This window comes from Serratia sp. AR11, assembly GCF_056376275.1.
On the sequence record NZ_CM150739.1, the window covers coordinates 1,140,807 to 1,166,510 of the forward strand.

Sequence of the window (25,704 nt, forward strand, 5' to 3'; positions counted from 1 at the left end):
GGCAGCACTGAAAGAGTAAACCTTCAACAGCCTTTGCGCTTCGGCCAAAGGCTGTTTTGTTTATTACCAGCGCCAGCCGTAAACCAGCAGATCTACCGTGCTGTGCGTGCCGAAGATAATCCCCTCCGCAAGCAACGCCTGGCGCTGGCGCTGGAAGTCCTCTCCCTGCTGTGAAATTTGGCCGTGCCGGTTGATCACCCGATGCCAGGGCAGGCTGCTACCTTCTGGCAGGCGCCTTAATACGCCACCGACCTGACGTGCGGCGCGTGGTGAACCGGCCAGCCGCGCCACTTCGCCATAGGTCGTGACCTTGCCATAGGGAATAGCGGCTATCACGTGGAACACGCGTTGGCTGAATGAGGCATCTTCTGGCTCCATTTCTGTTTTCCTGCTGCGGCAAAAACCAAGGATGAAAGTGTGCCACAGTCGAGGTGGGTAAGAAAACAGCGGTTGGCCCCGGTTGGCTTGCTATTTGGCTGGTCATCACCGATAATGCCCACCGCTTCAGAGTACAGAAGCCGTCAATGGGGGCCCTGTTGGTTCTCCCGCAACACTAACTTGTGAACTCGGTCAGATCCGGAAGGAAGCAGCCGTAGCAGGTGACGTGTGTGCCGGGATGTAGCTGGCAGGGCCTCCACCAATTTCTGCCTTTCATTGCTTTTTCTTACCATCCCCTCAAGTACTCTTTCAGCGCTCAATAAAGTAAAAATCAACCTAGAAAAGTAGGGCTCCAGAAACGGGTGATGAACTGCTGGAAAATCTCTGGATACCAAAGCAGGGCGGGAGCATAGCAATGCGGCGTGCGGATTTCCGATATGTTCGGATTTACCCTGCGACCTAGAAAGCCGCAGGGTATGGGTGTTACGGAGTTACAATGTTGAACCAGAATTCAAAGTTATCCATGTAGCCTAACATTTCGTCCATTTTCGCCCCGTTCCCCGTTACCTTCACTTCTCCCTTATCTTCCGCCTGTTTTAGCGTTTCCTCCTTGAGGATGATTTTATTCAATGTGTCGCGGTTAAGGGTGAGGGTGGCATCGGCATCTTTGGCTTCGGCGTTGGCGGTGTGGTTTAGCACGCCGTTTTCCAGTTCCAGCTTGTACTTGCCGCCATCGCTACCAAGATCAATGTTAAACACGGCTTTGGCCTTGCCGGCCTTTTCTCCGTTGATATGCACCGCCAGGAAGTCAAAGAACATTTCCGGCGTCATCGCTCGAACGGTATCCGGGCTGGCGGTATTCGGGGTTGGCCCTTTCACCACGCCGTTACGCAGTTCCTGAGCGCCGGTGAGGTAGAAGTTACGCCATGGGCCAGATTCAGCCTGATAGCCCAGCTGTTCCAGGGCGTCAGCTTCAAGATTACGCGCGTCCTGATTATTCGGATCGGCAAAGACTATTTTACTGACAACCTGAGCGACCCAACGATAGTTGCCCTGATCAAAGTCGGTTTTGGCTTTCTTGAGGATCGCATCGGCACCGCCCATGTAATCGACGAATTTCTTCGCGGCTTCTTCCGGTGGCAGTTCATCCAGCGTGGCAGGATTGCCATCAAACCAGCCCAGATAGAGCACATAAGTCGCTTTAACATCATGGCTCACCGAACCGTAATAACCCCGGTTGGCCCAGGTTTTCGCCAGGCTGTCCGGTAGTTTGAACTTCGCTGCTATTTCATCACGGGTCAGACCCTCATTCGCCATGCGAAGGGTCTGGTCATTAATATAACGGTAAAGATCGCGCTGGCTCTTGAGCAGGTTAACGACGTTCTCGTTACCCCAGGTTGGCCAGTGGTGCTGAGCCATAATGATTTCCGCTTTGTCACCCCAGCGAACTATCGCTTCGTTAATATATTTTGACCAAGGGAGGGGTTCGCGGATTTTTGCGCCACGCAGCGAATAAGTATTATGCAGCGTATGGGTCACATCTTCTGCCGCTTCGATGAGTTTCTTCTCTTCGATAAACCACAGCATTTCTGATGGTGCTTCAGAGCCTGGCGCCAGCATGAAATCATAGGTAAGGCCGTCGATGACCTCTTTTTGGCCATCTTTCTCTATGATGTGGGTTGGGGCAATCAGGGTGACGGTACCCGCCGAAGTGGTGGTGCCCAACCCCGCACCCACCTGGCCTTTGGCATCCGGTTTCAACAGATTGCCGTACATATAGCTGGCGCGGCGGCTCATGACGTTACCCGCCATGATGTTTTCTGCCACGGCGGCCTCCATAAAGCCGGCGGGGGCATAAACCTTCACTTTGCCAGACTTGACATCGGCCTCATCGACTACACCTCGCACACCACCATAATGGTCTACGTGGCTATGAGTGTAGATAATAGCGACAACGGGCTTTTTACCTCGATTTTTATAATAGAGATCCATACCCACTTTGGCGGTCTCTGCCGAAACCAAAGGGTCAACCACGGTAACGCCTTCTTTCCCCTCAATGATGGTCATATTGGAGAGATCCAGGTTACGGATCTGGTAAACACCATCCGTGACCTCAAACAGGCCGCTGATGTTAATCAACTGCGACTAGCGCCACAGGCTTGGGTTCACGGTATCCGGTGATTTTTCGCCTTCCTTGATGAAGGCATACTGTTGGGGATTCCAGATGACATTGCCTTTTTCACCTTTGATAATTTCGGTGGGCAAGGCAGCTATGAAACCTTTATGTGCGTTGGCAAAATCGGTGTTATCTGAGAAGGGGAGCTGATCGTACAGCGCATCATTGGCTTGTTTGGTTGCGGAGGCTGCTTCTTTCGGCGCAACTTCTGCCCAGGATGAAATAGCAAAGCCGGATAGCATTCCCGCTAACGCCAGCCCTCTCATGATTGGTGTTAATTTCATTAGGATCCCCGTTGGTTGTTAGATGGAGAATGATGAGTAACAGTGATTTCCCTTGTAACGATTTGTAACTCAAGTATTAAATGTAATAGATGATTGAGATTCGGCAAGTTTAAATAAACAAAGTGTTGTGCTTAGGCAAAATAGCGTTGGTTTTTATATCAGGAATGGGGTTTTAGTTTGGCCGGTTTTGGTTTTGTAATGTAATCATTTAAAATCAAATGGTTGTTATTTTTGTTGTTCTGATTTTACGTTTTTATGGGTTTGGGCATTATTTGGAATGGTTGATAGGGTTTTTCGTAAAAGAAGTGTTTATTTATCGGTTATCTCCCTGTGTGGTCTATTTTACAGGGCGACAGCGAATATATTTCTGTACTCGAGTTATTAAAGTGGTGCGCTGACAGAATATCAGTGCACCACTTTTAGATCAGTGCCTAACCAGCGTGGCAAAATAGTATGCCAGCGGGATCGCCAACAGATACAACCCGGCGGGTACTTCGCGCCATTGACCGGCAATCACCTTGATAATGATATAAAACAGCAATCCACCAGCGATACCGGTACCAAAGCTGTTGGCGATCAGGGTGATCATTACCATCATCAGTACCGGCAGGCCGTCGGTGAAGTTGGCCAAATCAACTTTGCGTAGTCCGCTGAACATATTCAGACCGATCAAAATCAGCGCCGGGGCGGTGGCTTCTTTCGGGATCATCAGCGCAATCGGTGTGAACAGCAGCATCAGCAAAAACATCACCGCAGCGGCCAAGGCGGTTAGCCCGGTTTTTCCACCGGCTTCTGCCGCCGCAGAGGATTCAATCAGGGCGGTGGCGGCAGGAATACCGACTATAGGGCCAAGCGCGGCGGCGATAGAGTCCACCATAAAGGGCCGGTTGATGTGCGGCATATTGCCGTGTTCGTCCAGCAGGCCGGCTTCACCGCCTACGGCCAGCGTGGTGCCCATGGTGGAGAAAAACTCCGAGGCGAAAAAGACGAACAAATAGGGCAGGAAGGCGATATTCAATGCACCTATCAGATCAACATGGCCAAGCACCGGGGCCAATGAATGCGGCATCGCCACCAGGCTGGTTGGCAGATGGGTGACGCCGAACGGGATGCCGACCAGAGTAGCGAACAGGATGGCCCACAAAATAGCACCGGGAATACGTCGGGCCTGCAGGGCGATGGCCAGGAACAGGCCGCATAGGGCGATCAATGCACCGGGCGCGGTGAAGTCACCCAGCATCAACGCGTTGGATTTTGCATTGGCCAGCACCAGCCCGGCATTGCGGAACCCCAGTATTGCCACGAACAGCCCGATAGAGGCCGTCAGCCCCAGCTTGATCGATTGCGGTACCGAACGGGTGACCACCTCACGTAGCCCGAGCCGGGTCAGGGCGAAAAACAAAATACCGGACCAGCAGGCGATACCCAGGCCAATCTGCCAACCGATACCTTCACTGCCCGCAAGAGTTACGCCGACCAACACCGAGCCGCCGATGCCCGGTCCGACGATAAACGGCAGGTTGCCGTATAACGCCATCAGCAAGCTACCCAGCACAAACACCAGAATGGTGCCGGTAGTGGCAGCCCCCTTATCCATGCCGCCGACGGCTAACAACCCTGGGATCACCACCAACAGATAAGCGGCCGCCAGAAAACCGGTGATACCGGCCAGACATTCGGTTTTGACATTACTTTGCCGCGCATGCAGTTGAAAACGCCGTTGCAGCCAGCCCCCTGGTGTTGGAGCAGGTACTGAATTTTCAGCCATTTAAATTCTCTCCTTCGTTACCCGTCGTATTTTAAGCCGCAACTTGAAATCCATAGGGTACATATTGTTATTATGATTATTTTTAGGCCGGGGTTTCCCAGCAGGCGATCAGCGGATCGACAATCTGACGTGTTGAGCCGTCGGTCAGGCCGAGATCGGTCAGGTGCGGCCCGGCGTTACACGCCAGGCAGGTGCCTTCAATCGCCTTGAAAACCCGGTAAGGCGGTTCCCAGTCGGCGATTCGTGCGCTCAAATCGCGCAGGTTTTTGAACTGTTGTGCCAGCTCTGCGGCGGGCAAGTCAGAGAGCATACCGGCAATCGGCATTGCCACCTGCGCCAGAATTTCCCCGTTTTGACTCAGGGCCATGCCGCCGCCACTGGCAATCAGGGCGTTGGCGGCCAGCGCCATGTCGGCGGCATCACGCCCCAGCACAACCAGATTATGTGAGTCATGTGAGTAGCTGGTGGCAATGGCACCCCGCAACTCACCCCAGCCCTCCAGCAATGCCAGTTGCGGTGTGGCCTGATGGCGGCCATGGCGGTGCTGCACCCAGATCAGGCTAAAGCCTTGCGGGATCTGCACTTCGCCGTTACGTACTTCGACCGTGGTTTCGTTCCACTGGGTAAAACGCGCGCCCTTTATGTGGCGTAGAGTGGCTTTGCCGTGACGGATCGCCGGAACCTTCAACACAAAGTCCCCGGCAGCCAAAGGTTGCAGCCGCAGGGTGTCACGGGGTGCCGCCACGTTAGGGTTGGCCTTGAGCGGCTTTTGCATCTTGCCTTGCTGTGCCGTCAATTTACCTGCGACGTAGACCTGTTGCGCTCTAAGCTGAGTCAGCGAATCAAACACCACCAGATCGGCAACGCGGCCTGCGGCAATCAGCCCGAGATCGTTGCGCTGCAAACGAATGGCGGCATTGAGCGTGGCCATCCGCAGCACGTCGGTCGCCGGCAGGCCTTGTTCGATCAACATATTGAGTAACGCTACTATGCCGCCTTTTTCCAGCAGCATATCTGGCGGGACATCATCGGTGCAGACGGTGATTTGTGAGGACAGGTGCGGCAGCGTTTTCAGCGCTGCGACAATCTCCGGCAGCAGATAAGGGTGGGAACCTCTGATTTCCAGCGTCAGACCGGCGCGTAGTTTCTCCAGCGCATCGGCTCCGGAGGTCAGCTCATGGTCGGAGGTGACTCCCGCCGCCAGATAGGCCTGCAGGTCGGCGCCGCTCAGCCCGCGCGCATGGCCTTCGATCAATTTGCCGCTATTAAGCCCGGCATTGAGAATTTCCAGCATGCGTTCGCTGCCATTCAACACGCCGTGCATGTCCATGACCTCGGCGACGCCGCCGACTTCTGGCCACGCCAGCATGGTTTCCATTTCCTGGCCGGCAAAATCGGCACCGGACATTTCCAGCCCCGGAGTGGAGGGGACGCTTGAAGGGGCTGCGCAGATCACCCTGAGTGGCAGGCCGCGGCTGGCGTCTACCGCATAACGCACACCGGCAATGCCGAGCACGTTGGCCAACTCGTGCGGATCCCAGAAAATGGTGGTGGTGCCTTGGGCGACGACAATCTCGGCATAGCGTTCCGGCGGCAGGTGTGAGCTTTCAACATGTACGTGGGTGTCGATCAGTCCTGGGCTCAGATAAGCACCGGCCAAGTCCTGCGTCTGCAAGGCTTCGGTCAGGGTGCCGCAGGGATGGACGCTGGCGATCAGTGCGCCGACGATGCCGACGTCGACGTTACGGATTTCGCCGGTTGCCATGTCAATTAACGCAGCGTTGGTCAGTAGCAGATCAAAAGGAAGCTGGCCTAATGCGGCCTTCACCGCACGCTGGCGTTCGCCCGTGCTGATGCAATGAGTGGTCATGGTAATTACCCGGCATGATGACAGGGTTGTTACTCTAGGGCGGCGGACTGGCTTTGCACAGATGATTTAATTTATCGCCTGATAAGAAACGTTTATGCTGTCGCAAACGTTTACTTTTTAGCGGACGGAAAGCTGACATGTCTGAACCCTGGCGCCGATTACCCGCGCTTTCTCTAAAGCAGATCCAATATTTCGTCACCCTGGCGCAGCTACGGCATTTTACCGATACCGCGAACCGTCTGGCGATCAGCCAACCGGCATTGAGTAGCGCATTACGGCAGATAGAGACGGTGCTGGGTGGCAAGCTGGTGAACCGTACCGCTTCAGCAGTGACGCTGACTGAACAGGGCGCAGCTATCTTGCCGCATGCCGAACGACTGCTGAATGTGGCGCAGGCGGCTTTTGATGATATGCAGCGCATCATGCTGGCAGGCGGGGATGGTACTGTACGTATCGGGCTGGTGCCTTCGGTCAGCGGGCTGTTGTTTCCGGCCGTGCCGCAATTGCTGGCGGCAAATTTTCCGCGTTTGCGGATAGAATTTCACGATCAAACCAATGACTCATTGTTATTGCAATTAGAGAACGGGTTGATCGATTTTGGCATTGGCGCGCTCGACAGTTCGGTGCCGGAATCGCTGGAGATATATCCGTTGCAGGAGGATCCGTTCGTGGTGGTTATGCGCCGTGACGATCCGCTGGCTGAATCTCATCATCTGCCATGGCGTCAATTAACCCGACGAGATATCGCGGTTTTCTCCAAGGGGAATATCAGTCGGTTGGTTTTGGCGCTGGCGGAAAGCCATCGTCTGAATTTAACCGCACGCTTCCAGGTGGATTTTTTGGAGACGTTATATGGGTTGGTGCGTTCGAAATTGGCGGTGGCTATTTTACCGCAACTTTACACCACACACTTGAACGATGATGAATTAACCGTGGTTCAACTACAGCAGCCGATGCTTAGCCGCACCGTGGCGTTAATGCGCAGTGCGCATCGGAACCATCCGGCGTTAATTGAGGATTGTTTCCAATTGTTATTACAGGATTTTCAACAACGAATGAAAGTGCAGTAAGTCAATGAGAAAAATAGGAAGATAGAGGTAACATTGAGGCCGACGAATGTATCGGCTCAACGCGTTTTTAGCCTGGATTATCTTACGAATTTCCAAACGGCAGTAGGGATTTTATCGTAGAGTTTATTCATGGTGAGCTCGGCCAGGCGATGGTCGGCTGCTGAGTAAAACAGCTCCAGTTCGTCATCTGAAAGCTCATACTTGTTTTTTTCAATAACGCGTTCCAGTGTTTCGATCGTGGTGCATTTACGTAAACGCATCAGATAATCAATTTTAGTCATGATAACCTTTGGTGTTATAAACCGTCGAATAGAATAGTTTGGGGATAATTATCCCCTAAGTTTTCATTGTCGTACAGATGTCCTCTCCTGAGAACATTCTGAATAATCGCGCCTTGGTTTTCTGCCAACGACGCAGATCGGAATCATTTATACCGTAACTGCTGAACAGCGTGTAGGTATCATCGAGATACTCTTCGACAAGTTCCGATAAATCACTTTCGTCCATGTATTTAATTTTATAACTCATCACAAACGAAGCAATATGTTCGATCAACTCATTAAGCTGGAGGTTGACGGAAGACGTCGGATCGTTCACCCAGCCATGATGGCTGTCGCCCAGCGTGGCGATACCTTCATCATACAGGTTTTCACACAAGAATTTCAGCTGAGCAATATCGTGCCTTTTAGGCGAATACTCATCCATATCATCCCCTCCGTAAGTCTTAATTTCGGTGTTGATAACACTCTGTGAGTAAGCTGATTTACATCATGGACAGAGGTAGCTTAAAGATGATGATAAAATAAACTTCCCGTATAATGAATATAAATCATTTCTTCGCATCTGGCCTGCTGTTATTACGTAAACTTACAATTCATCTGCGGTAGATGGGCGGGAGTTATCAATGAGGTCAAAGATAAGTCCTGCTTCGGCCTGGCTGAAAGTGACGCTGTCGCTGATGTATTCCTCGGCGCTGATATCCAGACAGGCATTGAAAATTGTCCATTTATAGCGGTAACTCATTGAATACTGGCTGCTGCTCAATTCCTGAATATCAAGTATTTCTAATGAACCTTCAGCATAACGCGCGCTTTCCGAATAAAAACTCAGGCCGCTGGTCAATGCTGGTGCCAACTCTGATATTTTTTCGTTAATCACTTTCTTTAGTTTTTTAACAGAAAGTGCTTCCGTCATTGTGTCGCAGCGAAGAGTGACTTGCATTTAATGCCTGGCAGTATAGCGATCCTATCTATTAATCTTACTCCTTTTTTATCAATTCGTCGGTAAACTTTTCGTTAGCAGTCGACTTTTTTACAGAATCTCAACGTTGTTTATCGATTAATAACCCTGATATTTCTCGGTATATCCCGGAAGGAGTAGCGCTGACGTTGTCAAAGCGGTGAATTGCCAACGAAAGTAACGCATCCCTTGTTACGTTCAGTTGCATTAATCGTAGTGTGAGGGCTTGAGTCAGTGAAAGGTTTGTGATGTTATAATGTAACACTTAACTTTCCTTCCGTCTGGCCATGAAACTGACATCCACACCGCAAGATGGTGCCATACCGTCCTTGAATTCATTGTTCACCGCCTCTGCCCGATTGCGCTGTGGCATCGCCATTTTATTACTGGCGATACTCTGGGCAGGCATCTACTGGGCGGTGGCGCTGCCATGATTACCTTAAAACAGGCTGTCGTGGGCTACGGTAGTGCCCCGCTTTTTCCGCCGCTCAGCGGTCACTTCACCTCCGGCTCTTTGACCGCCGTCGTCGGAGTGAACGGTGCCGGCAAGTCAACACTGTTGAAAACGTTGGCCGGGCTTTTGCCTCTGCAAAGTGGGAGCCTGTCTTTTAGCGGAAATAAATTACCGCGTATGGCTTATTTACCGCAGCAGGCCGAGTTGGATCGCCAATTCCCAATGCTGGTCAGCGATCTGGTGGCGATGGGCAGTTGGCCGCAGATCGGTATGTTTCGAGGGCTAAATAAGCGAGCTGCGCAGCAGATAGCCGAGGCGCTGGATACCCTGGGGATGACTCCGATGGCCCGCAGCCCGGTCGGTGAGCTTTCCGGTGGCCAACTGCAGCGGGTACTGTTTGCTCGAATGTTGGTTCAGCAGGCGCCGCTGATTTTACTGGATGAACCTTTTACCGGTATCGACAGCGCCACTATCCGGCTATTGCTGCAAGTGATCGCTCAGTTGCATCGACAAGGCAAGACGGTCATCGCGGTGCTGCATGACATGTCGATGGTGGCGAACCATTTCCCGCAGGCCTTGTTATTGACGCCACAGTGTTGCCACTGGGGGGCGGCAGATCGGGTGCTGGAACACATTCCAGCGTTGAATATTGCCAGCTCGCCGCTGTGTCGAATGGCGGTGACGCAATGATGTTGGTTGATCTCCTTGTCGATCCCTTTGCCTCGTTCGGTTTTATGCGCCGTGCGCTGGTGGCTTGCTTTGCCCTGTCGCTCAGCGCAGCACCGTTGGGCGTTTTTCTGCTGTTGCGGCGCATGAGTTTGGTCGGCGATGCGCTGTCCCATGCGGTCTTGCCCGGTGCAGCGATAGGCTATCTGATTTCCGGTATGTCGATGGTGGCGATGGGCGTCGGTGGCTTTATTGCCGGGCTGGCGGTGGCCATGCTATCCGGGCTGGTCAGCCGGCGAACGCCGCTGAAAGAGGATGCCAGCTTCGCCGGTTTTTACCTGGGGTCACTGGCGCTGGGCGTCACTTTAGTCTCGCTGCGTGGTTCCAGCGTTGATTTGCTGCATGTGTTATTCGGTTCGATTCTGGCGGTGGATATTCATGCGATTGTGATGGTGGGGGCGATAGCCAGCTTGTCGCTGCTGGCATTGGCCGCACTGTACCGTGCCCTGGTGATTGAATCTTTCGATGCCACCTTTTTACGCGTCAGCGCTCCGCGCTGGCTGGCGCTGATACATGGATTGTTCCTGGCGTTGGTGGTGATCAATCTGGTCGCTGGTTTCCAGATCCTCGGCACATTGATGTCGGTCGGGCTGATGATGCTTCCCGCCGCCAGCGCGCGATTTTGGGCGCGTAATTTGCCGCATACGTTGGCGGTGGCTATGGGTATCGGCATGCTTTCAAGCCTTATCGGGCTGGAATGGTCGTACTACGCGTCATTGCCTGCAGGGCCGGCGATCGTGCTCAGCGCCAGCGTGATTTTCTTTGGGTCAATTTTGTTTGGGACGCGTGGGGGGATTTATTCCCTGGCGCGCCGTTGAGAAGTGCCAAGTGCAAGGAGAAAGTATGAAACGTTTACCTATATCGCTGGCAGTCGCTGCTCTGCTGTCCAGCCCATTGGCTATGGCGAAGACGGTTGACGCTGTTGCCAGTTTTTCTATCCTCGGCGACATCGTCAAGCAGGTGGGGGGAGAACATGTCAATGTCTCTACGCTGGTGGGGCCGGACGGCGACCCGCACAGCTTCGAACCTTCACCGAAAGACAGCAAGCTATTGTCGCAGGCTGACGTGGTGTTCGTCAGTGGCCTGGGCCTGGAAGGGTGGATCGATCGCCTGGTCAGTGCCTCGGGTTACAAAGGGCAGGTGATTACCGCATCGCAGGGGATCAACTCGCGTCAGATGAATGAAGACGGCAAAGAGGTCACCGATCCTCATGCCTGGAACAGCATGAAGAATGGCGTGCAGTACGCCACCAACGTGATGAACGCGCTGATTGCCGCAGATCCTGAGGATGCCAACTATTTCCGTCAGCGCGGCGCGGAATATATCCAGCAGCTGCAGAAGTTGGATCTGTGGGCCAAAACGCAGTTTACCGCAGTGCCGCAACAAAAACGCAAGGTGCTGACCAGTCACGATGCTTTTGGCTACTTTGGTCAAGAATATGGCGTCACCTTCCTTGCCCCGGTCGGCTTCTCTACCGAGGCTGAGGCGAGTGCCAGCGACGTGGCCGGGCTGATCAAACAGATCAAGCAGGAGAAGGTTAATGCCTACTTTATTGAGAACCAAACCGATCCGCGCCTGGTGAAGCAAATTGCCGCCGCCACCGGTGCCAAGGCCGGGGGGGAACTGTATCCGGAAGCCTTATCCAAAGCTAATGGTCCAGCAGCCACTTACGAGCAGGCATTTAAGCACAATGTCGATACTCTACTCGGCAGCATGAAATAACGCATTCGCCCTGTCTGTCAGGCAGGGCATTTTTGGTGTTTCAGCTTTCTCCATAAAAAAAGCCCCGTTGAGCAGCAACGGGGCTTTGCGACAGACAGATGGCACTGCTTTACTTAGCGCTTTTTCTTACGTCCCTGTACCGCTTTGAAGCGTGGGTTAGTTTTACAAATCACATAGATACGGCCTTTACGGCGCACGACCTTGCAATCCGGATGGCGGTTCTTCGCCGAACGCAATGAACTCAAAACCTGCATGTGGATCCCCTGTTACTTATTGCCGGTAAAGAAGCGGCCAAAACGTTGCTGGAAGCGCGCAGTGCTGCCTTCTTTAGAGAACTCTTTCTGCTTGCCGGTGTAATACGGGTGCGAAGCGGAAGAGACGTCGAGAGTGACATACGGCCAGCTTTCACCTTCAAGCTCAATGGTGCGATCGGTGTTAATGGTCGAACCCACCTTAAAGTAGGTATCGGCACTGAGGTCGTGGAACACCACGGTACGGTAGTTTGGGTGGATGCCTGCTTTCATGATGCGCTCCAATGTAATGTTATACTATAACAATAATTATGCGCCGCACGGCAGGGCGGATCAAGTACAAAATGCATCTGCCGATAAATTAATGAGAGTGGTTTGCATTAAGCCGATGAAGCCAAAGAAAAAGGCCGCATAAGCGGCCTTTGTATTCAGGGGGAAGCAGTCACTGAGTTATCAGTGATGATCAACCGGGTGGCTGTGTTCCACATCTTCAGACTTCTTGCTGAAGCGGCGGCGAACCACCACGAAGAAGACCGGAACGAAGAAGATGGCCAGCACGGTTGCGGTAATCATCCCGCCCATAACGCCGGTACCTACCGCGTTCTGTGCGCCGGAGCCTGCACCGCTGCTGATAACCAGCGGCAGAACCCCGAGGATGAATGCCAGAGAAGTCATCAGAATTGGACGCAGACGCATACGCACCGCTTCCAACGTGGCTTCTATCAGACCCTTGCCGTCTTTATCCATCAGGTCCTTGGCGAATTCCACAATCAATATGGCGTTCTTCGCCGACAGACCTATGGTGGTCAACAGCCCCACCTGGAAGTAAACGTCGTTGTTAAGGCCGCGCATGGTGGCCGCCAGCAACGCACCGATAACCCCCAGTGGCAGAACCAGCATGACCGAGAACGGAATTGACCAGCTCTCGTACAATGCTGCCAGACACAGGAACACCACCAGAATCGAGATGGCATACAGTGCTGGAGCCTGGTTACCGGACAGACGTTCCTGATAGGACATACCGGTCCAGTCGTAACCAATGCCGCTCGGCAGCTTGGAGGCCAGTTCTTCCATCAGGTTCATGGCTTCACCGGTACTCTTGCCTGGCGTTGCCTGCCCCAAGATTTCCATGGAAGGCAGACCGTTATAACGTTCCAGACGCGGTGAACCGTATTCCCATTTCGCCGAGGAAAAGGCGGAGAACGGAACCATCTGGCCGCTGGTGCCGCGGACAAACCATTTATTGATATCTTCCGGCAACATACGGAACGGCGCATCAGCCTGTACGTACACTTTCTTCACACGACCACGGTCGATGAAGTCGTTAACGTAAGAGCCACCCAACGCGGTGCTCAGCGTGCTGTTAATGGTGGTGATGCTAACGCCCAGAGCCTTGGCTTTTTCCTGGTCGATAATCAGTTTGAACTGCGGCGTATCTTCCAGACCGTTAGGGCGCATGCCCACCAGCATGTCCGGATGCTTGGCAGCCATGCCCAGCAACTGGTTACGTGCTTCGGTCAGTTTTTCATGTCCCAGGCCACCCTGGTCAATCAGCTGGAAGTCAAAACCGGTCGCGGTACCCAGTTCGATAATCGCCGGCAGGTTGAACGGGAATACCAGGCCATCTTTGATTTGCGAGAACGCGCCCATTGCGCGGCCTGCAATCGCCGGGACCTTATTCTCTTCACCTTTACGTTCAGACCAGTCTTTCAGGCTGACGAATGACAAACCGTTGTTCTGACCGTTACCGTTAAAGCCGAAGCCCGCAACGGTAAACACCGAAACTACGTTGTCTTTTTCTTTGGTCATGAAGTAGTCGGTGACTTCTTCCAGAACCTTAGAGGTACGCGCTTCGGTAGCACCAGCAGGCAACTGCACCATGGTCAGCAAAATGCCCTGGTCTTCGTCCGGCAGGAACGAGGAAGGCAAGCGCAGGAACAGCAGCGCCATGCCGACAACGATCAGCAGGTAGATCACCAGATAACGACCGGTGCTGCGCAGAATGTTGGCTACGCTGTCGGTGTAGTGATGGGTGCTCTTTTCGAACATGCGGTTAAACCAACCGAAGAAGCCGGTTTTAACCCCGTGGTCGCCTTTCGCTACGGGTTTCAACAAGGTGGCGCACAGTGCAGGCGTCAGAATCAACGCTACCAGTACTGACAGCGCCATCGCAGAAACGATGGTGATGGAGAACTGACGGTAGATAGCACCGGTCGAGCCGCCGAAGAACGCCATAGGGACGAATACCGCCGACAGCACCATGGCAATACCGACCAACGCGCCCTGGATCTGTTCCATCGATTTCTTGGTGGCTTCCTTCGGCGGCAGTCCCTCTTCGGACATTACACGCTCGACGTTCTCTACCACCACGATGGCATCATCCACCAACAAGCCTATCGCCAGCACCATGCCGAACATCGTCAGGGTGTTTATCGAGAAGCCGAAGGCCGCCAAAATGGCAAAGGTCCCCAGCAACACCACCGGTACCGCAATGGTCGGGATCAGGGTTGCGCGGAAGTTTTGCAGGAACAAATACATCACCAGGAATACCAGGATGATGGCTTCGATCAGCGTTTTCACCACTTCGTTAATCGAGATTTTAACGAACGGCGTGGTGTCGTACGGATAAACCACTTTCATCCCTTGCGGGAAGAAAGGCTGCATTTTGGTCAGCGCGTCTTTCACACCTTGAGCGGTGTTCAGGGCGTTGGCACCGGTAGCCAGTTTGATACCCAGGCCTGCCGCCGGTTTGCCGTTATAACGTGCGGTCACCGCATAGCTTTCAGCTCCGCGCTCAATGTGTGCCACGTCGCTCAGGCGAACCTGAGAACCGTCGGCATTCACCTTCAGCAGAATTTTGCCGAACTCTTCTGGAGAGGTCAGACGGGTCTGCGCGATGATCGAGGCGTTAAGCTGTTGACCCGGCACCGGTGGCATCCCACCCAATTGCCCTGCGGCGATTTGGTTGTTCTGCTCGGTAATGGCGGACGTCACATCAGTAGTGGTTAATTGGAAGTTATTGAGCTTATTTGGATCCAACCAGACACGCATCGCGTACTGGGCACCAAACAGCTGCACTTCACCCACGCCGGATGAACGGCTGATCGGGTCCTTGATGTTAGAGGCCACATAGTCCGCGATGTCGTCCTGAGTCATGCTCGGATCGTCGGAAATGAAGCCGGCTACCATCAGGAAGCTGCTGCTGGACTTTTCAACTTTCAGGCCCTGCTGCTGTACTTCTTGCGGCAGTAACGGCGTAGCCAATGACAGTTTGTTCTGTACCTGAACCTGCGCGATGTCAGGGTCTGTTCCAGAGTTAAACGTCAGTGTAATGGTGACGCTACCAGAGGAATCACTGGTGGAGGACATGTACATCAGATTATCGATACCGTTCATGTTCTGTTCGATAATCTGAGTCACGGTATCCTGCACCGTTTTTGCATCTGCGCCCGGATAGTTTGCGGAAATACTGACCGCCGGTGGTGCAATAGTTGGATACTGCGCAATCGGCAGTTTCATTATTGACAGCACACCCGCCAACATGACGATGATGGCGATTACCCAGGCGAAAATAGGGCGATCTATAAAGAACTTAGCCATGTCTTACCGGCTCCTTTTTATGACTTCTGCGCTTCAGACTGCGGCTGCTTTTGCGCCTGAGTGTCAACTTCCTGCACTTTTACCTGAGCGCCTGGGCGGACTTTCATCAGGCCAGTGACAATTACGCGGTCGCCGGCTTTCAAGCCGTCGGTAACCAACCATTTGTCACCAATCGCCTGGTCCGCTTTCAGCGTGCGCATTTCGACTTTATCGTCAGCGCCCACTACCATCGCGGTAGCTTCGCCACGCGGGTTACGTGTTACACCCTGCTGTGGCACCAGCAATGCATCGCTGCGCACGCCTTCGTCCAGACGGGCGCGAACGAACATACCTGGCAGCAGCGTATCGTTCGGGTTAGGGAACAGGGCGCGAATGGTGATTGAACCGGTGGTTTCATCCACGGTGACGTCAGAGAATTCCAGCGTGCCTTCCTGAGCGTACTGCGCGCCGTTCTCCAGCAGCAGTTTCACCTTGGCCTTGCCGTTTTCCTGTTTCAGCGCACCGCTGGCCAATTCTTGCTTCAGGCGCAGGAAGTCGTTGCTCGACTGAGTGACGTCGACGTAAATCGGATCCAACTGTTGCACGGTAGACAGCGCCGTGGTTTGACCGTTGCTGACCAGCGCGCCTTCGGTTACTGAAGATTTGCCGATACGCCCGGAGATTGGGGACGTCACTTTAGTGTAAGCCAGGTTGATACGCGCAGTTTCAACCGCCGCTTTTGCGGCTATCACAGCGGCGTCTGCCTGCTGCAGGTTGGAAACGGCTGTATCGTAATCCTGCTTGCTGATGTAGCTGGTGCCCAGCAAGGGCTTGTAGCGGTTGACCGTCACGCGCGCGATAGAAGCGCTGGCCTGTGCTTTGGCCAGATCGCCTTTGGCGCTGTCATAGCTTGCCTGATAGGTAGCAGGATCAATCTGATACAGGGAAGTGCCTGCCTTGATATCACTGCCTTCAACAAAGTTGCGTTTCAGGATAATACCGCTGACCTGAGGGCGAACTTCGGCGATACGATACGCAGCGGTGCGGCCAGGAAGATCGGTAGTCATATTGAGAGGCTCGGCCTTCAAAGTCACTACACCCACTTCGGGAGCCGGTGGATGGGCGCCTTGCTGTTGGGTTTCTTTATCGTTACATCCTGTAAGCATTAAGCTGCCTGAAAGCATCAGAACTGCCGCCAGAGGCGTTAACCCTCTGTTTTTGTTCATAGAAAAACCTCAAGTGTCCGATTTCAAAATGATCAATGGATCACAAGCTTTAAAACCCATTGCTGCGTTAATTATATGTGCGTGCTATGGTACATACATACGCGAATGTATGTAAATCACACTCCCCCGAAAAAACAACGTCATGGCACGAAAAACCAAACAGCAGGCGCTAGAAACTCGACAGCACATACTTGATGCTGCGGTGCAAGAATTTTCTGAACGTGGCGTTTCTGCAACGTCACTGACAGATATTGCCACTGCTGCCGGAGTTACGCGTGGTGCAATTTATTGGCACTTCAAGAACAAGGTAGACCTGTTTAATGAAGTTTGGGAATTATCAGAGTCAAAAATTGGTGATCTGGAACTAGAGTATCAGGCAAAGTTCCCCGAGAATCCACTGCGTATTTTACGGGAAATTCTGATTTACATTCTGACGGCTACGGTCGATGACAGCCGCCGACGAGCGCTGATGGAAATCGTTTTCCACAAGTGCGAATTCGTCGGTGAGATGATGCCGCTGCATGAGGCGCGTAAAGTCTTGTACCTGGCAGGTTATGAACGCATTGAGTCGGTGCTGCGTGACTGTATGGCCCATGGCCAACTGCCCGTTGATTTGCACACCCGCCGCGCGGCAATTATCCTGCATGCTTATATTACCGGCCTGATGGAGAATTGGCTGTTTATGCCGGAGAGCTTTGATCTGAAAGCCGAAGCGACGGCGCTGATCGACTCCTTCCTCGAAATGGTCCAATTCAGTCCCGCCTTACGAATCAAGCCGGAAGAACTGGCGACGCAGCCACACAGCGTCGAAATCCATCCTTTATAGGAGAAACACCATGTCATCCGTAGTGTTGATTGCCAATGGCGCCGCCTATGGCCACGAATCCCTGTTTAACGCCCTGCGTCTGGCCATTACCCTGAAAGAGCAGCAAAGCGATCTCGACCTAAAACTGTTTCTGATGTCCGATGCGGTGGTGGCCGGGCTGGCAGGCCAACAGCCGCGCGAAGGTTACCATTTGCAGCAGATGCTGGAAATTCTCACCGCGCAACAGGTGCCGGTGAAGCTGTGCAAGACCTGCGCCGACGCACGTGGCGTGAGCCAATTGCCACTGGCGGATGGGGTAGAGATCGGAACCCTGGTCGAGTTGGCGCAGTGGACGCTGGCGGCAGGAAAAGTGCTGACGTTCTGATCCTGCGACATCTGTACATCACCAGCAATGCTTTTCTTATTCTTTGGCTATCTGCGATCGTGATAATCTTTAGGCTTCTTTATTATTGATTCGAAGCCAAATCATGCATCGCAGGTTAGCTAAAGGTTCTTTTCTGGCGTTCCCCTCGTTCCTGAGTGTGGGCCTTTCCCGCACCCTTGCCCTGTTTTTACTGATCGCGGTTTGTGCGGTGTGCCAACCTGTGGCCTATGCGTCCCTGAATGGCGACCTGCCGTCCCGTAGCGAAATTCAAGGCCAGATTGAAGCCTTGAACAAGCAAAAGACGCTGACCCCGGTCAATAAGCTCACCCAACAAGATTTGGCCCGCACGCTTGAGCTGCTGGACGCGATTGAACGCACTAAACAGGATGGCGCTCAGCTTAAGCAACAGTTGCAACTGGCGCCGGGCAAATTGCGTCAGGTAACCGCCGATCTCGATGCACTCAAGACGCCGGTAGACGGCACGGCCGCCAGGGCCGAACTGCTGCAGCTTTCGCTGCGCCAGTTGGAAACCCGCCTTTATCAAACCCTCGACGACCTGCAGACTGCGCAGGAAAACCTGTCGACCTATAACAGCCAGCTGGTTTCACTGCAGACCCAGCCGGAGCGGGTGCAGAGCAGCATGTACACCGCTTCGCAGCGTCTGCAGGAGATCCGTAACCTAATCAACGATCAGACGCCGGGCCAAAACTCACTGCGCGACAGCCAGTTAGTGATGCTGGCAACCGAACAGACGTTGCTCAATGCGCAAATTGATCTGCAGCGCAAAAGCCTGGAAGCCAACACCACCCTGCAAGATTTGCTGCAGAAACAGCGCGATTACACCACCGGGCATATTGATGCTTTGGATCACAACGTGCAGTTGCTGCAAGAAGTGGTCAACAGCAAGCGCCTGACGCTGTCGGAAAAAACTGCCAAAGAGGCGCAGAACCCGGAAGATGCCACGGACATCCAGCACGATCAGCTGGTCAGTAAAGAGCTGGACGTTAACCGCCAGCTCAGCCAACGGCTGATTGCCGCCACCGAAGAGAGCAACGTTTTGTTCCAGCAGAATATTCGGGTGAAGAACTGGCTCGATCGTGGCCTGCAGGCGGAACGTAATCTAAAAGAACAGATCCAGGTGCTCAAAGGCAGTCTGGTGCTGTCACGCATTTTGTATCAGCAGCAACAGAGCCTGCCGCAGGGGACGCTGGTGGCAGACATGGGCACGCGCATCGCCGATCTGCGTCTGGAACAGTTTGATATCAACCAGCAGCGCGACGACCTGTTCAAAGGCGACGATTACATCAATAAGCTGGTTGCCGACAGCAAAGAAAAAGCCAGTGCGGACGTGCTGGACGCTTTAAACGAAATCGTCGATATGCGGCGTGAGCTGTTGGATCAGTTGAACAAACAGCTTAGCAATCAGTTGGCGCAGTCGATCAACCTGCAGATCAACCAGCAGCAGTTGACCAGCGTTAACAGCTCGTTGCGGGATACGCTGACCCAGCAGATTTTCTGGGTTAACAGTAACAAACCGGTTGATTTGGCGTGGTTGAAAGCTCTGCCGGGGGCGGTCAGAGATCAGCTCGCCACCCTCGATTTCAAATTAGACCTTGGAAAAATAGTGCAGGGCGGTTTGAATTCGCTGGTGGTGCTGATCCCGCTGTTGCTGCTGCTCGGCCTGTTACGCTGGCGCTACAAGCTGATCGACAGCCATTTGCAACGGCTGGCCAACGATGTCGGGCAGTTAAAGCGCGATGGCCAACTGCACACACCCAAAGCCATCTTACTGACCTTGCTGAAGGTCGTTCCCGGCTCGGCGCTGTTGCTGGGGGCGGGGTTCTGGGGGGATCGTGCCGAAATTGGCCTCAGTGATTTCATTTGGGCGCTGTCGCAGCAGTTGGCGCTATTTTGGCTGATTTTCGGCTTCACCTACCGCATGCTGGCAGTCGGCGGCGTTTGTGAGCGGCACTTTAATTTTGCCCCTGAGCTTTGTGCGCATTACCGCCGTCAGACGGTGCGGCTGGGCCTGGCGCTGCTGCCGTTGATCTTCTGGTCGGTGCTGGGCGAGAAAGCGCCGCTGCGGCTGGTGGAAGACGTGATCGGCCAGGTGGTGGTCATGCTGACGCTGGCACTGCTGACCGTGCTGGTGTTCCCGATGTGCCGTGACAGTTGGCGCGAGAAAGGTTCGCACGCGGTACGGCTGGTGATTGTTACCGCCATTGCTGCCACGCCGTTGATCCTGCTTGGGCTGATGTTTGCCGGTTACTTCTACACCACGCTGCGGCTGGCTGGCCGCTGGATCGACAGTCTGTACCTGTTTTTCCTGTGGAATATTGTATATCTGACTGCGATCCGTGGGCTGAGCGTCGCGGCGCGCCGTCTGGCCTACCGCCGTGCGCTGGCCCGTCGCCAGAGCCTGGCGAAAGAGAAAGAGGGAGCCGAAGGGCTGGAACCGGTTGAAGAACCTCCTTTGGCGCTCGACCAAATCAACCAGCAGTCGCTGCGACTGACCACCATGGCGCTGTTTATTATCTTCGCCAGCGCTTTTTATGCCATTTGGTCCGATCTGGTGACGGTGATCTCGTATCTGGACAGCATCACGTTATGGCATTACACCTCTACCGTTGCCGGCAGCAGCGTGGCGCAGGCGGTAACGCTGGGCAACATGATGGTAGCGATAGCGGCGGTTATCGTCGCCTACGTCATGACGCGCAACCTGCCTGGTTTACTGGAGGTGGTGGTGTTGTCGCGGTTGCAGTTACGGCAGGGCACCTCTTACGCCGTTACCACCATACTGACCTATCTGATCACCACCGTGGGGGCAGTGACCGCACTGGGATCGCTGGGCGTATCCTGGGATAAGCTGCAGTGGCTGGCGGCCGGTTTGACCGTCGGGCTGGGCTTCGGTTTACAGGAGATTTTCGCCAACTTTGTCTCCGGTCTGATTATCCTGTTTGAACGGCCGATCCGTATCGGCGATACCATTACTATCGGCAGTTTCTCAGGCTCGGTCAGCAAAATCCGCATTCGTGCCACTACCATCACCGACTTTGACCGCAAAGAAGTGATCATCCCTAACAAGGCGTTTGTTACCGAGCGGTTGATCAACTGGTCGCTGTCAGACACCATCACCCGCGTATTGATCAAGGTTGGCGTAGCCTACGGATCTGATCTGGACAAGGTGAAAGCGGTGCTGTTGCAGGCGGCGCGCGATAACCCGCGGGTGATGACCGATCCCGAGCCGCAGGTATTCTTCCTTAATTTCGGCGCCAGCACGCTGGATCACGAACTGCGCCTTTATGTGCGTGAGTTGCGTGACCGCAGCTATACCGTTGACGAACTGAACCGCTCGATCGAACGCCTGTGCCGTGAGAACGATATCAATATCGCCTTCAACCAGCTTGAGGTGTATTTGCATAATCAGCAGGGCAACGAGGTGCAGGAAGTGAAACGGACATTATCGCCGGATGAAGGCGGTACGTCGGCAGGATGATAATGGATTGAGAAGCAAGGGTTCAGCGCAGGCTGTAAAGCCTTCAGACTGCTGACAAACCTCACTCCTGCACAGAGCGAGTAGAGTTCGATAAATAAAAAATTAGGAAAATCAATTTATTGATTTTCGGCTGATCACCACAAAGTAGGAAAAACCACGTTTTTTCCTGCTTTGTCAGCAACCTAAACCCTTTTTACTGGCCGACAGGCAGGTAAGGGGAGGTTACGCCGTTGCGCTGCAACTTTTCCTGGTAGTCCCGTTTGACAATATCCAGCGCCGCCAGCGCGGTGGCCGGATCGATCTCATTGCATTCCAGCAGGTAAATCAGGTCTACCGCCAGTTGCAATTCTGCTGAGGCATTTTCTAGAGACATAAAACCCACGTTTAAATTGAGATGAATGAGTGATGCTTCGCTTCGGCTGAGTATAGTGAACAAGATCCGCGGAGGGGAAGAATCATTAAAATATTGTGATAAATCTTCAAAAACCGTTTTCTTTACGTTCAATACTGCGCTCGATTCGTGCCAGCGCCTGGCGGCAACGCATCAATCGGCCTTCCAGCGCCGCCAGCTCATGCTGCAGTTTTTGCTGTGCTGCCAGCGTGGTCTGTCTGCCCAACAGGCTTTCCCGATCCTGGATCATCGAAATAATCCGACGCTCATAATCCTGATGCTCAGCCAGCTTATGGTACAAATCGGCCGCCACGACTTCCTTGGGCTGATTTTTCCGGCGCAGCGCCTGGGTCGCCAATTCGCGCTGCAGGGCGGTGATCTGCGCCACCAGTCTCTCGGCCAGAAAGGCCACCTGGGTGGTGCGGCTGTCGTTGGCTGCGGTCTGCAACTGGGCGAAGTTCTTTTGTACTTCTGTCAGGTAATCGCGCAGCCGGGTGCCGCGGTTGGAAAATAACGCAGCGTCAAAGCGTGCCTGAGGGATCGGTGCGTCTCCTTGCGGTGTGATTTCGCCGGCTAACACCGTGATCTGTTGTTCTAACACTTGTAAAAGACGCTGAGTACTCACGTTGGCTCCATGACGAGGATAGTGGGCTCAGCTTGCACGCGTTCACACCGTGAAACAAGCGCTGTACGCATATTCCGGCCGCTGCGACTGGTGACGCTGGGGAGGCTGGTGATAAAGTGACGTCAGACAGATTGATGGACAAGGATCCCCATGACGCGTTGGTTATTGATAATCCTCGGTTGGCTGGCGGTGGTGCTGGCGACGCTGGGCGTGGTATTGCCGCTGCTGCCCACCACGCCCTTTCTGCTGCTGGCCGCCTGGTGCTTTGCCCGTTCGTCGCCGCGATTTCACGCCTGGTTGCTGTACCGTTCATGGTTTGGCTCCTATCTGCGCCATTGGCAACAGCACCGCGCCTTGCCGCCGGGGACCAAATGGAAGGCCGTATTGATGATTGTGCTGACGTTTGCGGTTTCGCTGTGGTTGGTGAAGCTTTGGTGGGTGCGCGGTTTACTGTTGGTGATGCTGGCCGTTCTGCTGATCTTTATGTCACGGCTGCCGGTTGTTGACCTGCCACAACAAAAACGGCGCTGATCGCACACCGTCGGTTGCATTTGTCCGCCAGTTTGCATAAATTTGACCGTTTTCGTGTGCGGGTTAAGATGACCTGCGCGCAAGTCATCAGGCAGTTTTATCAGGCAACAATTATGACCGCTACTGCGCAGCAGCTTCAGTTTATTAAAGACAGTATCAAAACCATCCCGGATTACCCTAAGCCGGGCATACTGTTCCGTGACGTCACCAGCCTGCTGGAAAATCCGCTGGCCTACGCCGCCAGCATTGAATTGCTGGTTGAGCGTTTCCGCGAAGCGGGCGTCACCAAAGTGGTTGGCACCGAAGCGCGCGGCTTCCTGTTTGGCGCCCCGGTTGCGTTGGCGCTGGGCGTGGGTTTTGTACCGGTGCGCAAACCGGGCAAGCTGCCGCGTGCCACCCTCAGCGAAAGCTATGAGCTGGAATACGGCACCGACAAGTTGGAAATCCACACCGATGCTATCAGCGCCGGTGATAAAGTGCTGGTGGTGGACGATCTGCTGGCAACCGGCGGCACCATCGAAGCCACAGCAAAACTGATCCGCCGTCTGGGTGGTGAAGTGACCGACGCCGCCTTCATTATCAATCTGCCGGATCTCGGCGGTGAAGCGCGTTTAAACACCCTGGGTATTGAATGCTACAGCCTGGTCAACTTCTCCGGCCACTGATCTGCATTACCACAACGGCCTCGCGGATCGCCGCGGGGCTGTGTTAGCATGACCCTCCAGATTACTCGACTTTTCCGGTATTAATGAGCTATCAGGTTCTAGCCCGTAAGTGGCGCCCTCAAACGTTTGCAGATGTGGTCGGACAGGAACATGTCCTGACGGCACTGGCTAACGGCCTCTCGCTGGGGCGGATCCATCACGCCTATCTGTTCTCGGGTACGCGCGGCGTGGGTAAAACCACCATTGCGCGCCTGCTGGCCAAAGGCCTGAACTGTGAAACCGGCATCACCGCCACGCCGTGCGGTCAATGTGATAACTGCCGCGAGATTGAGCAGGGGCGTTTTGTCGATCTGATCGAAATCGACGCCGCGTCCAGAACCAAGGTGGAAGATACCCGCGATCTGCTGGATAACGTCCAGTATGCCCCCGCCCGTGGCCGCTTCAAGGTTTACCTGATTGACGAAGTGCACATGCTCTCGCGTCACAGCTTCAATGCGCTGTTGAAAACGCTGGAAGAGCCGCCTTCGCACGTCAAATTCCTGTTGGCAACCACCGACCCGCAAAAGTTGCCGGTAACCATTTTGTCCCGCTGTCTGCAATTTCATCTGAAGGCGCTGGACGTCGATCAGATCCGCAGCCAGTTGGAAACGGTGCTGCAGGCAGAGCAGATCACCAGCGATCAGCGTGCGTTGCAGCTATTGGCGCGTGCCGCCGATGGCAGCATGCGTGATGCACTGAGCCTCACTGACCAGGCGATTGCCATGGGACAGGGGCAGGTGACTACCGCCACCGTCAGCCAAATGCTGGGCACGCTTGACGATGAACAGCCGCTGGCCATTCTCGAAGCGCTGGTCAGTGCCGATGGCGAAAAGGTGATGGCCCAGGTCGCGCAGGCCGCTTCGCGCGGTGTCGATTGGGAAAATCTGCTGATCGAGACGCTGGCGTTGCTGCACCGTATTGCGATGGTGCAGTTGCTGCCGTCGGTGTTGGATAATCATTACGCCGCCATTGAACAGCGGCTGCGTGAGCTGGCGCGTACCTTGCCGCCGACTGACGTACAGCTCTATTACCAAACGCTGTTGGTTGGCCGCAAAGAGCTGGCCTTTGCGCCGGATCGCCGCATGGGGGTTGAAATGACCCTGCTGCGCGCGCTGGCGTTTCATCCGAAGGCGATGATCCCCGAGCCGGTAGCCATGGTGCAGACTGCACCTGTGCAGATGGCTCAGCCGCAGGTTCAAGCGGCCCAGCCGCCACAGTTTCAGGACGCACCGCCGCCGTTAGGGCAGGTTGCACCGCAGAACAATCAGCAAGCGAATTTACCGGATGCTACCGCGCAATTATTAAAGGCGCGTACCCAACTGCTGAGGCAGCAGGGAGCATCCACAACAAAAAAGAGTGAACCGGCGGCGCCTGGAAAAGCGCGGCCGGCGAACTCGGCACTGGAGCGATTGGCTTCCGTGACTGAGCGCAGCCAGCAGCGCCAGGCGGAAAAGATCGTGCAGGAAAAACCGGCCAAGCCGGAGGCTTATCGCTGGCGCGCACTGACCGAGCCGGAGGCCGAACCGGAGCCGCTGGCTACGCCGAAAGCGTTGCGCACCGCGCTCGAGCATGAGAAAACGCCCGAGCTGTCGGCCAAACTGGTGGTTGAATCGCTGGAACGCGACGCCTGGGCGGCGGAAATCGATAAGCTTAAAATCCCAAAACTGGTGCAGCAACTGGCATTAAACGCGGTTAAACAACAGTTGGAACCCGGTAAGATTTGTCTTCACCTGCGGTCGTCGCAGCGTCACCTGAATTCGCCTTCGGCGCAGAAGGTGCTGACCGATGCGCTCAGCGAGCTGTACGGTAGCCCGGTTGAGTTGACCGTGGTGGAAGACGATAATCCGGCGGAGCGGACTCCGCTGGAGTGGCGACAAGCCATTTATGAAGAAAAACTGGCGCAGGCGCGCCAGTCGATCGTTACGGATACCCATATTCAGACTTTGCGCCGTTTCTTCGACGCGGACCTGGATGAAGAGAGTATTCGCCCCATTTAAACGCTGCGTAAAGTGCGCGGCCCTAGC

General features: G+C 54.3%; 22 protein-coding genes, 1 other RNA gene, 1 pseudogene and 1 other annotated feature. Of the genes and pseudogenes, 11 read left to right on the forward strand and 13 right to left on the reverse strand.

All coding sequences use genetic code 11. The annotated features are described in order from the left end of the window. Window positions 1-63 precede the first annotated feature (63 nt). Window positions 64-378, reverse strand: a complete 315-nt coding sequence (locus tag ACSOSI_RS05385) for an MGMT family protein (protein ID WP_017891845.1) — start codon at window positions 376-378, stop codon at window positions 64-66. Window positions 379-534: 156 nt separating this feature from the next. Between ACSOSI_RS05385 and ffs the strand changes: the two genes are divergently transcribed. Continuing rightward, an RNA gene (gene ffs, locus ACSOSI_RS05390) (signal recognition particle sRNA small type) lies at window positions 535-631 on the forward strand. A gap of 230 nt (window positions 632-861) precedes the next feature. Here the strand turns inward: ffs and ACSOSI_RS05395 are convergent. From ACSOSI_RS05395 to ACSOSI_RS05405, 3 genes and pseudogenes are all read right to left on the reverse strand, one after another. Continuing rightward, window positions 862-2,838, reverse strand: a pseudogene (locus tag ACSOSI_RS05395) (alkyl/aryl-sulfatase). 424 nt (window positions 2,839-3,262) lie between these two features. Further along, window positions 3,263-4,606 (reverse strand): NCS2 family permease, encoded by a 1,344-nt coding sequence (locus ACSOSI_RS05400; protein ID WP_112362757.1) that lies wholly within the window; start codon window positions 4,604-4,606, stop codon window positions 3,263-3,265. Window positions 4,607-4,688: 82 nt separating this feature from the next. Beyond that, on the reverse strand, window positions 4,689-6,476 hold the full coding sequence (locus ACSOSI_RS05405) for an adenine deaminase (protein ID WP_476706662.1): 1,788 nt from the start codon (window positions 6,474-6,476) through the stop codon (window positions 4,689-4,691). 137 nt (window positions 6,477-6,613) lie between these two features. Here ACSOSI_RS05405 and ACSOSI_RS05410 point away from each other — a divergent pair, with 137 nt between their 5' ends. Next, a complete protein-coding gene (locus ACSOSI_RS05410) occupies window positions 6,614-7,546 on the forward strand; it encodes a LysR family transcriptional regulator (protein WP_012005557.1) in 933 nt (310 codons plus the stop codon). Window positions 7,547-7,623: 77 nt separating this feature from the next. Here ACSOSI_RS05410 and ACSOSI_RS05415 read toward each other — a convergent pair whose 3' ends face one another. The 3 genes from ACSOSI_RS05415 to ACSOSI_RS05425 all read right to left on the reverse strand — a co-directional run bounded on the left by ACSOSI_RS05415 (window position 7,624) and on the right by ACSOSI_RS05425 (window position 8,767). After that, window positions 7,624-7,827 (reverse strand): HHA domain-containing protein, encoded by a 204-nt coding sequence (locus tag ACSOSI_RS05415; protein WP_012005558.1) that lies wholly within the window; start codon window positions 7,825-7,827, stop codon window positions 7,624-7,626. 55 nt (window positions 7,828-7,882) lie between these two features. Next, a complete protein-coding gene (tomB, locus tag ACSOSI_RS05420; protein ID WP_004940312.1) occupies window positions 7,883-8,251 on the reverse strand; it encodes an Hha toxicity modulator TomB in 369 nt (122 codons plus the stop codon). Between the two features lie 162 nt (window positions 8,252-8,413). Next, complete coding sequence (locus ACSOSI_RS05425; protein WP_476706663.1) at window positions 8,414-8,767, reverse strand: hypothetical protein; 354 nt, start codon at window positions 8,765-8,767, stop codon at window positions 8,414-8,416. A 448-nt stretch (window positions 8,768-9,215) separates the two neighbouring features. Between ACSOSI_RS05425 and ACSOSI_RS05430 the strand changes: the two genes are divergently transcribed. Genes ACSOSI_RS05430 through ACSOSI_RS05440 form a run of 3 tightly spaced genes read left to right on the forward strand, consistent with a single transcriptional unit; the run spans window position 9,216 to window position 11,687 of the window. Then, window positions 9,216-9,929, forward strand: a complete 714-nt coding sequence (locus ACSOSI_RS05430) for a metal ABC transporter ATP-binding protein (RefSeq protein ID WP_476706664.1) — start codon at window positions 9,216-9,218, stop codon at window positions 9,927-9,929. Further along, window positions 9,926-10,783: a metal ABC transporter permease gene (locus ACSOSI_RS05435; protein ID WP_012005561.1), complete on the forward strand. Its 858-nt coding sequence runs from the start codon at window positions 9,926-9,928 to the stop codon at window positions 10,781-10,783. The genes ACSOSI_RS05430 and ACSOSI_RS05435 overlap by 4 nt, the downstream gene beginning before the upstream one ends. Window positions 10,784-10,808: 25 nt before the next feature. Continuing rightward, a complete protein-coding gene (locus tag ACSOSI_RS05440) occupies window positions 10,809-11,687 on the forward strand; it encodes a metal ABC transporter substrate-binding protein (protein ID WP_476706665.1) in 879 nt (292 codons plus the stop codon). Between the two features lie 113 nt (window positions 11,688-11,800). Here ACSOSI_RS05440 and ykgO read toward each other — a convergent pair whose 3' ends face one another. From ykgO to sdeX, 4 genes are all read right to left on the reverse strand, one after another. After that, window positions 11,801-11,941 (reverse strand): type B 50S ribosomal protein L36, encoded by a 141-nt coding sequence (gene ykgO, locus ACSOSI_RS05445; protein WP_012005563.1) that lies wholly within the window; start codon window positions 11,939-11,941, stop codon window positions 11,801-11,803. Window positions 11,942-11,953: 12 nt separating this feature from the next. Then, window positions 11,954-12,211: a type B 50S ribosomal protein L31 gene (locus tag ACSOSI_RS05450; protein ID WP_012005564.1), complete on the reverse strand. Its 258-nt coding sequence runs from the start codon at window positions 12,209-12,211 to the stop codon at window positions 11,954-11,956. A 180-nt stretch (window positions 12,212-12,391) separates the two neighbouring features. Beyond that, a complete protein-coding gene (gene sdeY, locus ACSOSI_RS05455; RefSeq protein ID WP_476706666.1) occupies window positions 12,392-15,538 on the reverse strand; it encodes a multidrug efflux RND transporter permease subunit SdeY in 3,147 nt (1,048 codons plus the stop codon). Window positions 15,539-15,555: 17 nt separating this feature from the next. After that, the gene (gene sdeX, locus ACSOSI_RS05460) at window positions 15,556-16,743 is read right to left on the reverse strand and encodes a multidrug efflux RND transporter periplasmic adaptor subunit SdeX (protein WP_261432678.1); all 1,188 of its coding nucleotides are present in this window, start codon (window positions 16,741-16,743) and stop codon (window positions 15,556-15,558) included. 142 nt (window positions 16,744-16,885) lie between these two features. Between sdeX and acrR the strand changes: the two genes are divergently transcribed. The 3 genes from acrR (at window position 16,886) to mscK (ending at window position 21,429) form a co-directional block, all read left to right on the forward strand. Continuing rightward, window positions 16,886-17,569 carry a multidrug efflux transporter transcriptional repressor AcrR gene (gene acrR / locus ACSOSI_RS05465; protein ID WP_017891858.1) on the forward strand — a complete coding sequence of 228 codons (684 nt, stop codon included), beginning with the start codon at window positions 16,886-16,888 and terminating at the stop codon, window positions 17,567-17,569. A 10-nt stretch (window positions 17,570-17,579) separates the two neighbouring features. Continuing rightward, complete coding sequence (locus ACSOSI_RS05470; RefSeq protein WP_012005568.1) at window positions 17,580-17,933, forward strand: DsrE/DsrF/TusD sulfur relay family protein; 354 nt, start codon at window positions 17,580-17,582, stop codon at window positions 17,931-17,933. 103 nt (window positions 17,934-18,036) lie between these two features. Next, window positions 18,037-21,429, forward strand: a complete 3,393-nt coding sequence (gene mscK, locus ACSOSI_RS05475; protein WP_476706667.1) for a mechanosensitive channel MscK — start codon at window positions 18,037-18,039, stop codon at window positions 21,427-21,429. Between the two features lie 193 nt (window positions 21,430-21,622). Here the strand turns inward: mscK and rsmS are convergent, their stop codons facing one another. After that, on the reverse strand, window positions 21,623-21,802 hold the full coding sequence (gene rsmS, locus ACSOSI_RS05480; protein WP_012005570.1) for a pleiotropic regulatory protein RsmS: 180 nt from the start codon (window positions 21,800-21,802) through the stop codon (window positions 21,623-21,625). Window positions 21,803-21,908: 106 nt separating this feature from the next. Further along, entirely contained in the window at window positions 21,909-22,445 is a 537-nt protein-coding gene (gene priC, locus ACSOSI_RS05485) for a primosomal replication protein PriC (RefSeq protein ID WP_012005571.1), read from the reverse strand. Between the two features lie 150 nt (window positions 22,446-22,595). On the opposite strand from priC, the gene ACSOSI_RS05490 reads away from it, so the two are divergent. The 3 genes from ACSOSI_RS05490 to dnaX all read left to right on the forward strand — a co-directional run bounded on the left by ACSOSI_RS05490 (window position 22,596) and on the right by dnaX (window position 25,677). Continuing rightward, window positions 22,596-22,976: a DUF454 family protein gene (locus tag ACSOSI_RS05490; protein WP_112362764.1), complete on the forward strand. Its 381-nt coding sequence runs from the start codon at window positions 22,596-22,598 to the stop codon at window positions 22,974-22,976. A gap of 113 nt (window positions 22,977-23,089) precedes the next feature. Continuing rightward, on the forward strand, window positions 23,090-23,641 hold the full coding sequence (apt, locus tag ACSOSI_RS05495; RefSeq protein ID WP_017891861.1) for an adenine phosphoribosyltransferase: 552 nt from the start codon (window positions 23,090-23,092) through the stop codon (window positions 23,639-23,641). Between the two features lie 83 nt (window positions 23,642-23,724). Further along, a complete protein-coding gene (gene dnaX, locus ACSOSI_RS05500) occupies window positions 23,725-25,677 on the forward strand; it encodes a DNA polymerase III subunit gamma/tau (RefSeq protein ID WP_012005574.1) in 1,953 nt (650 codons plus the stop codon). Next, window positions 25,010-25,074 (forward strand) — a sequence feature (DnaX frameshifting element). It overlaps the preceding gene by 65 nt. Window positions 25,678-25,704: the final 27 nt, after the last annotated feature.

What these genes read in the sequence shown, in the direction of transcription:
- ACSOSI_RS05470 (WP_012005568.1), top strand. Translation starts at nt 17,580, where the DNA reads ATGTCATCCGTAGTGTTGATTGCCAATGGCGCCGCCTATGGCCACGAA.
- ACSOSI_RS05490 (WP_112362764.1), top strand. Translation starts at nt 22,596, where the DNA reads ATGACGCGTTGGTTATTGATAATCCTCGGTTGGCTGGCGGTGGTGCTG.
- sdeY (WP_476706666.1), bottom strand. Translation starts at nt 15,538, where the DNA reads ATGGCTAAGTTCTTTATAGATCGCCCTATTTTCGCCTGGGTAATCGCC.
- dnaX (WP_012005574.1), top strand. Translation starts at nt 23,725, where the DNA reads ATGAGCTATCAGGTTCTAGCCCGTAAGTGGCGCCCTCAAACGTTTGCA.
- apt (WP_017891861.1), top strand. Translation starts at nt 23,090, where the DNA reads ATGACCGCTACTGCGCAGCAGCTTCAGTTTATTAAAGACAGTATCAAA.
- ACSOSI_RS05425 (WP_476706663.1), bottom strand. Translation starts at nt 8,767, where the DNA reads ATGCAAGTCACTCTTCGCTGCGACACAATGACGGAAGCACTTTCTGTT.
- mscK (WP_476706667.1), top strand. Translation starts at nt 18,037, where the DNA reads ATGCATCGCAGGTTAGCTAAAGGTTCTTTTCTGGCGTTCCCCTCGTTC.
- ACSOSI_RS05440 (WP_476706665.1), top strand. Translation starts at nt 10,809, where the DNA reads ATGAAACGTTTACCTATATCGCTGGCAGTCGCTGCTCTGCTGTCCAGC.
- ACSOSI_RS05430 (WP_476706664.1), top strand. Translation starts at nt 9,216, where the DNA reads ATGATTACCTTAAAACAGGCTGTCGTGGGCTACGGTAGTGCCCCGCTT.
- ACSOSI_RS05405 (WP_476706662.1), bottom strand. Translation starts at nt 6,476, where the DNA reads ATGACCACTCATTGCATCAGCACGGGCGAACGCCAGCGTGCGGTGAAG.
- ACSOSI_RS05450 (WP_012005564.1), bottom strand. Translation starts at nt 12,211, where the DNA reads ATGAAAGCAGGCATCCACCCAAACTACCGTACCGTGGTGTTCCACGAC.
- ACSOSI_RS05410 (WP_012005557.1), top strand. Translation starts at nt 6,614, where the DNA reads ATGTCTGAACCCTGGCGCCGATTACCCGCGCTTTCTCTAAAGCAGATC.
- sdeX (WP_261432678.1), bottom strand. Translation starts at nt 16,743, where the DNA reads ATGAACAAAAACAGAGGGTTAACGCCTCTGGCGGCAGTTCTGATGCTT.
- ACSOSI_RS05400 (WP_112362757.1), bottom strand. Translation starts at nt 4,606, where the DNA reads ATGGCTGAAAATTCAGTACCTGCTCCAACACCAGGGGGCTGGCTGCAA.
- ACSOSI_RS05385 (WP_017891845.1), bottom strand. Translation starts at nt 378, where the DNA reads ATGGAGCCAGAAGATGCCTCATTCAGCCAACGCGTGTTCCACGTGATA.
- acrR (WP_017891858.1), top strand. Translation starts at nt 16,886, where the DNA reads ATGGCACGAAAAACCAAACAGCAGGCGCTAGAAACTCGACAGCACATA.
- ACSOSI_RS05415 (WP_012005558.1), bottom strand. Translation starts at nt 7,827, where the DNA reads ATGACTAAAATTGATTATCTGATGCGTTTACGTAAATGCACCACGATC.
- rsmS (WP_012005570.1), bottom strand. Translation starts at nt 21,802, where the DNA reads ATGTCTCTAGAAAATGCCTCAGCAGAATTGCAACTGGCGGTAGACCTG.
- ykgO (WP_012005563.1), bottom strand. Translation starts at nt 11,941, where the DNA reads ATGCAGGTTTTGAGTTCATTGCGTTCGGCGAAGAACCGCCATCCGGAT.
- ACSOSI_RS05435 (WP_012005561.1), top strand. Translation starts at nt 9,926, where the DNA reads ATGATGTTGGTTGATCTCCTTGTCGATCCCTTTGCCTCGTTCGGTTTT.
- tomB (WP_004940312.1), bottom strand. Translation starts at nt 8,251, where the DNA reads ATGGATGAGTATTCGCCTAAAAGGCACGATATTGCTCAGCTGAAATTC.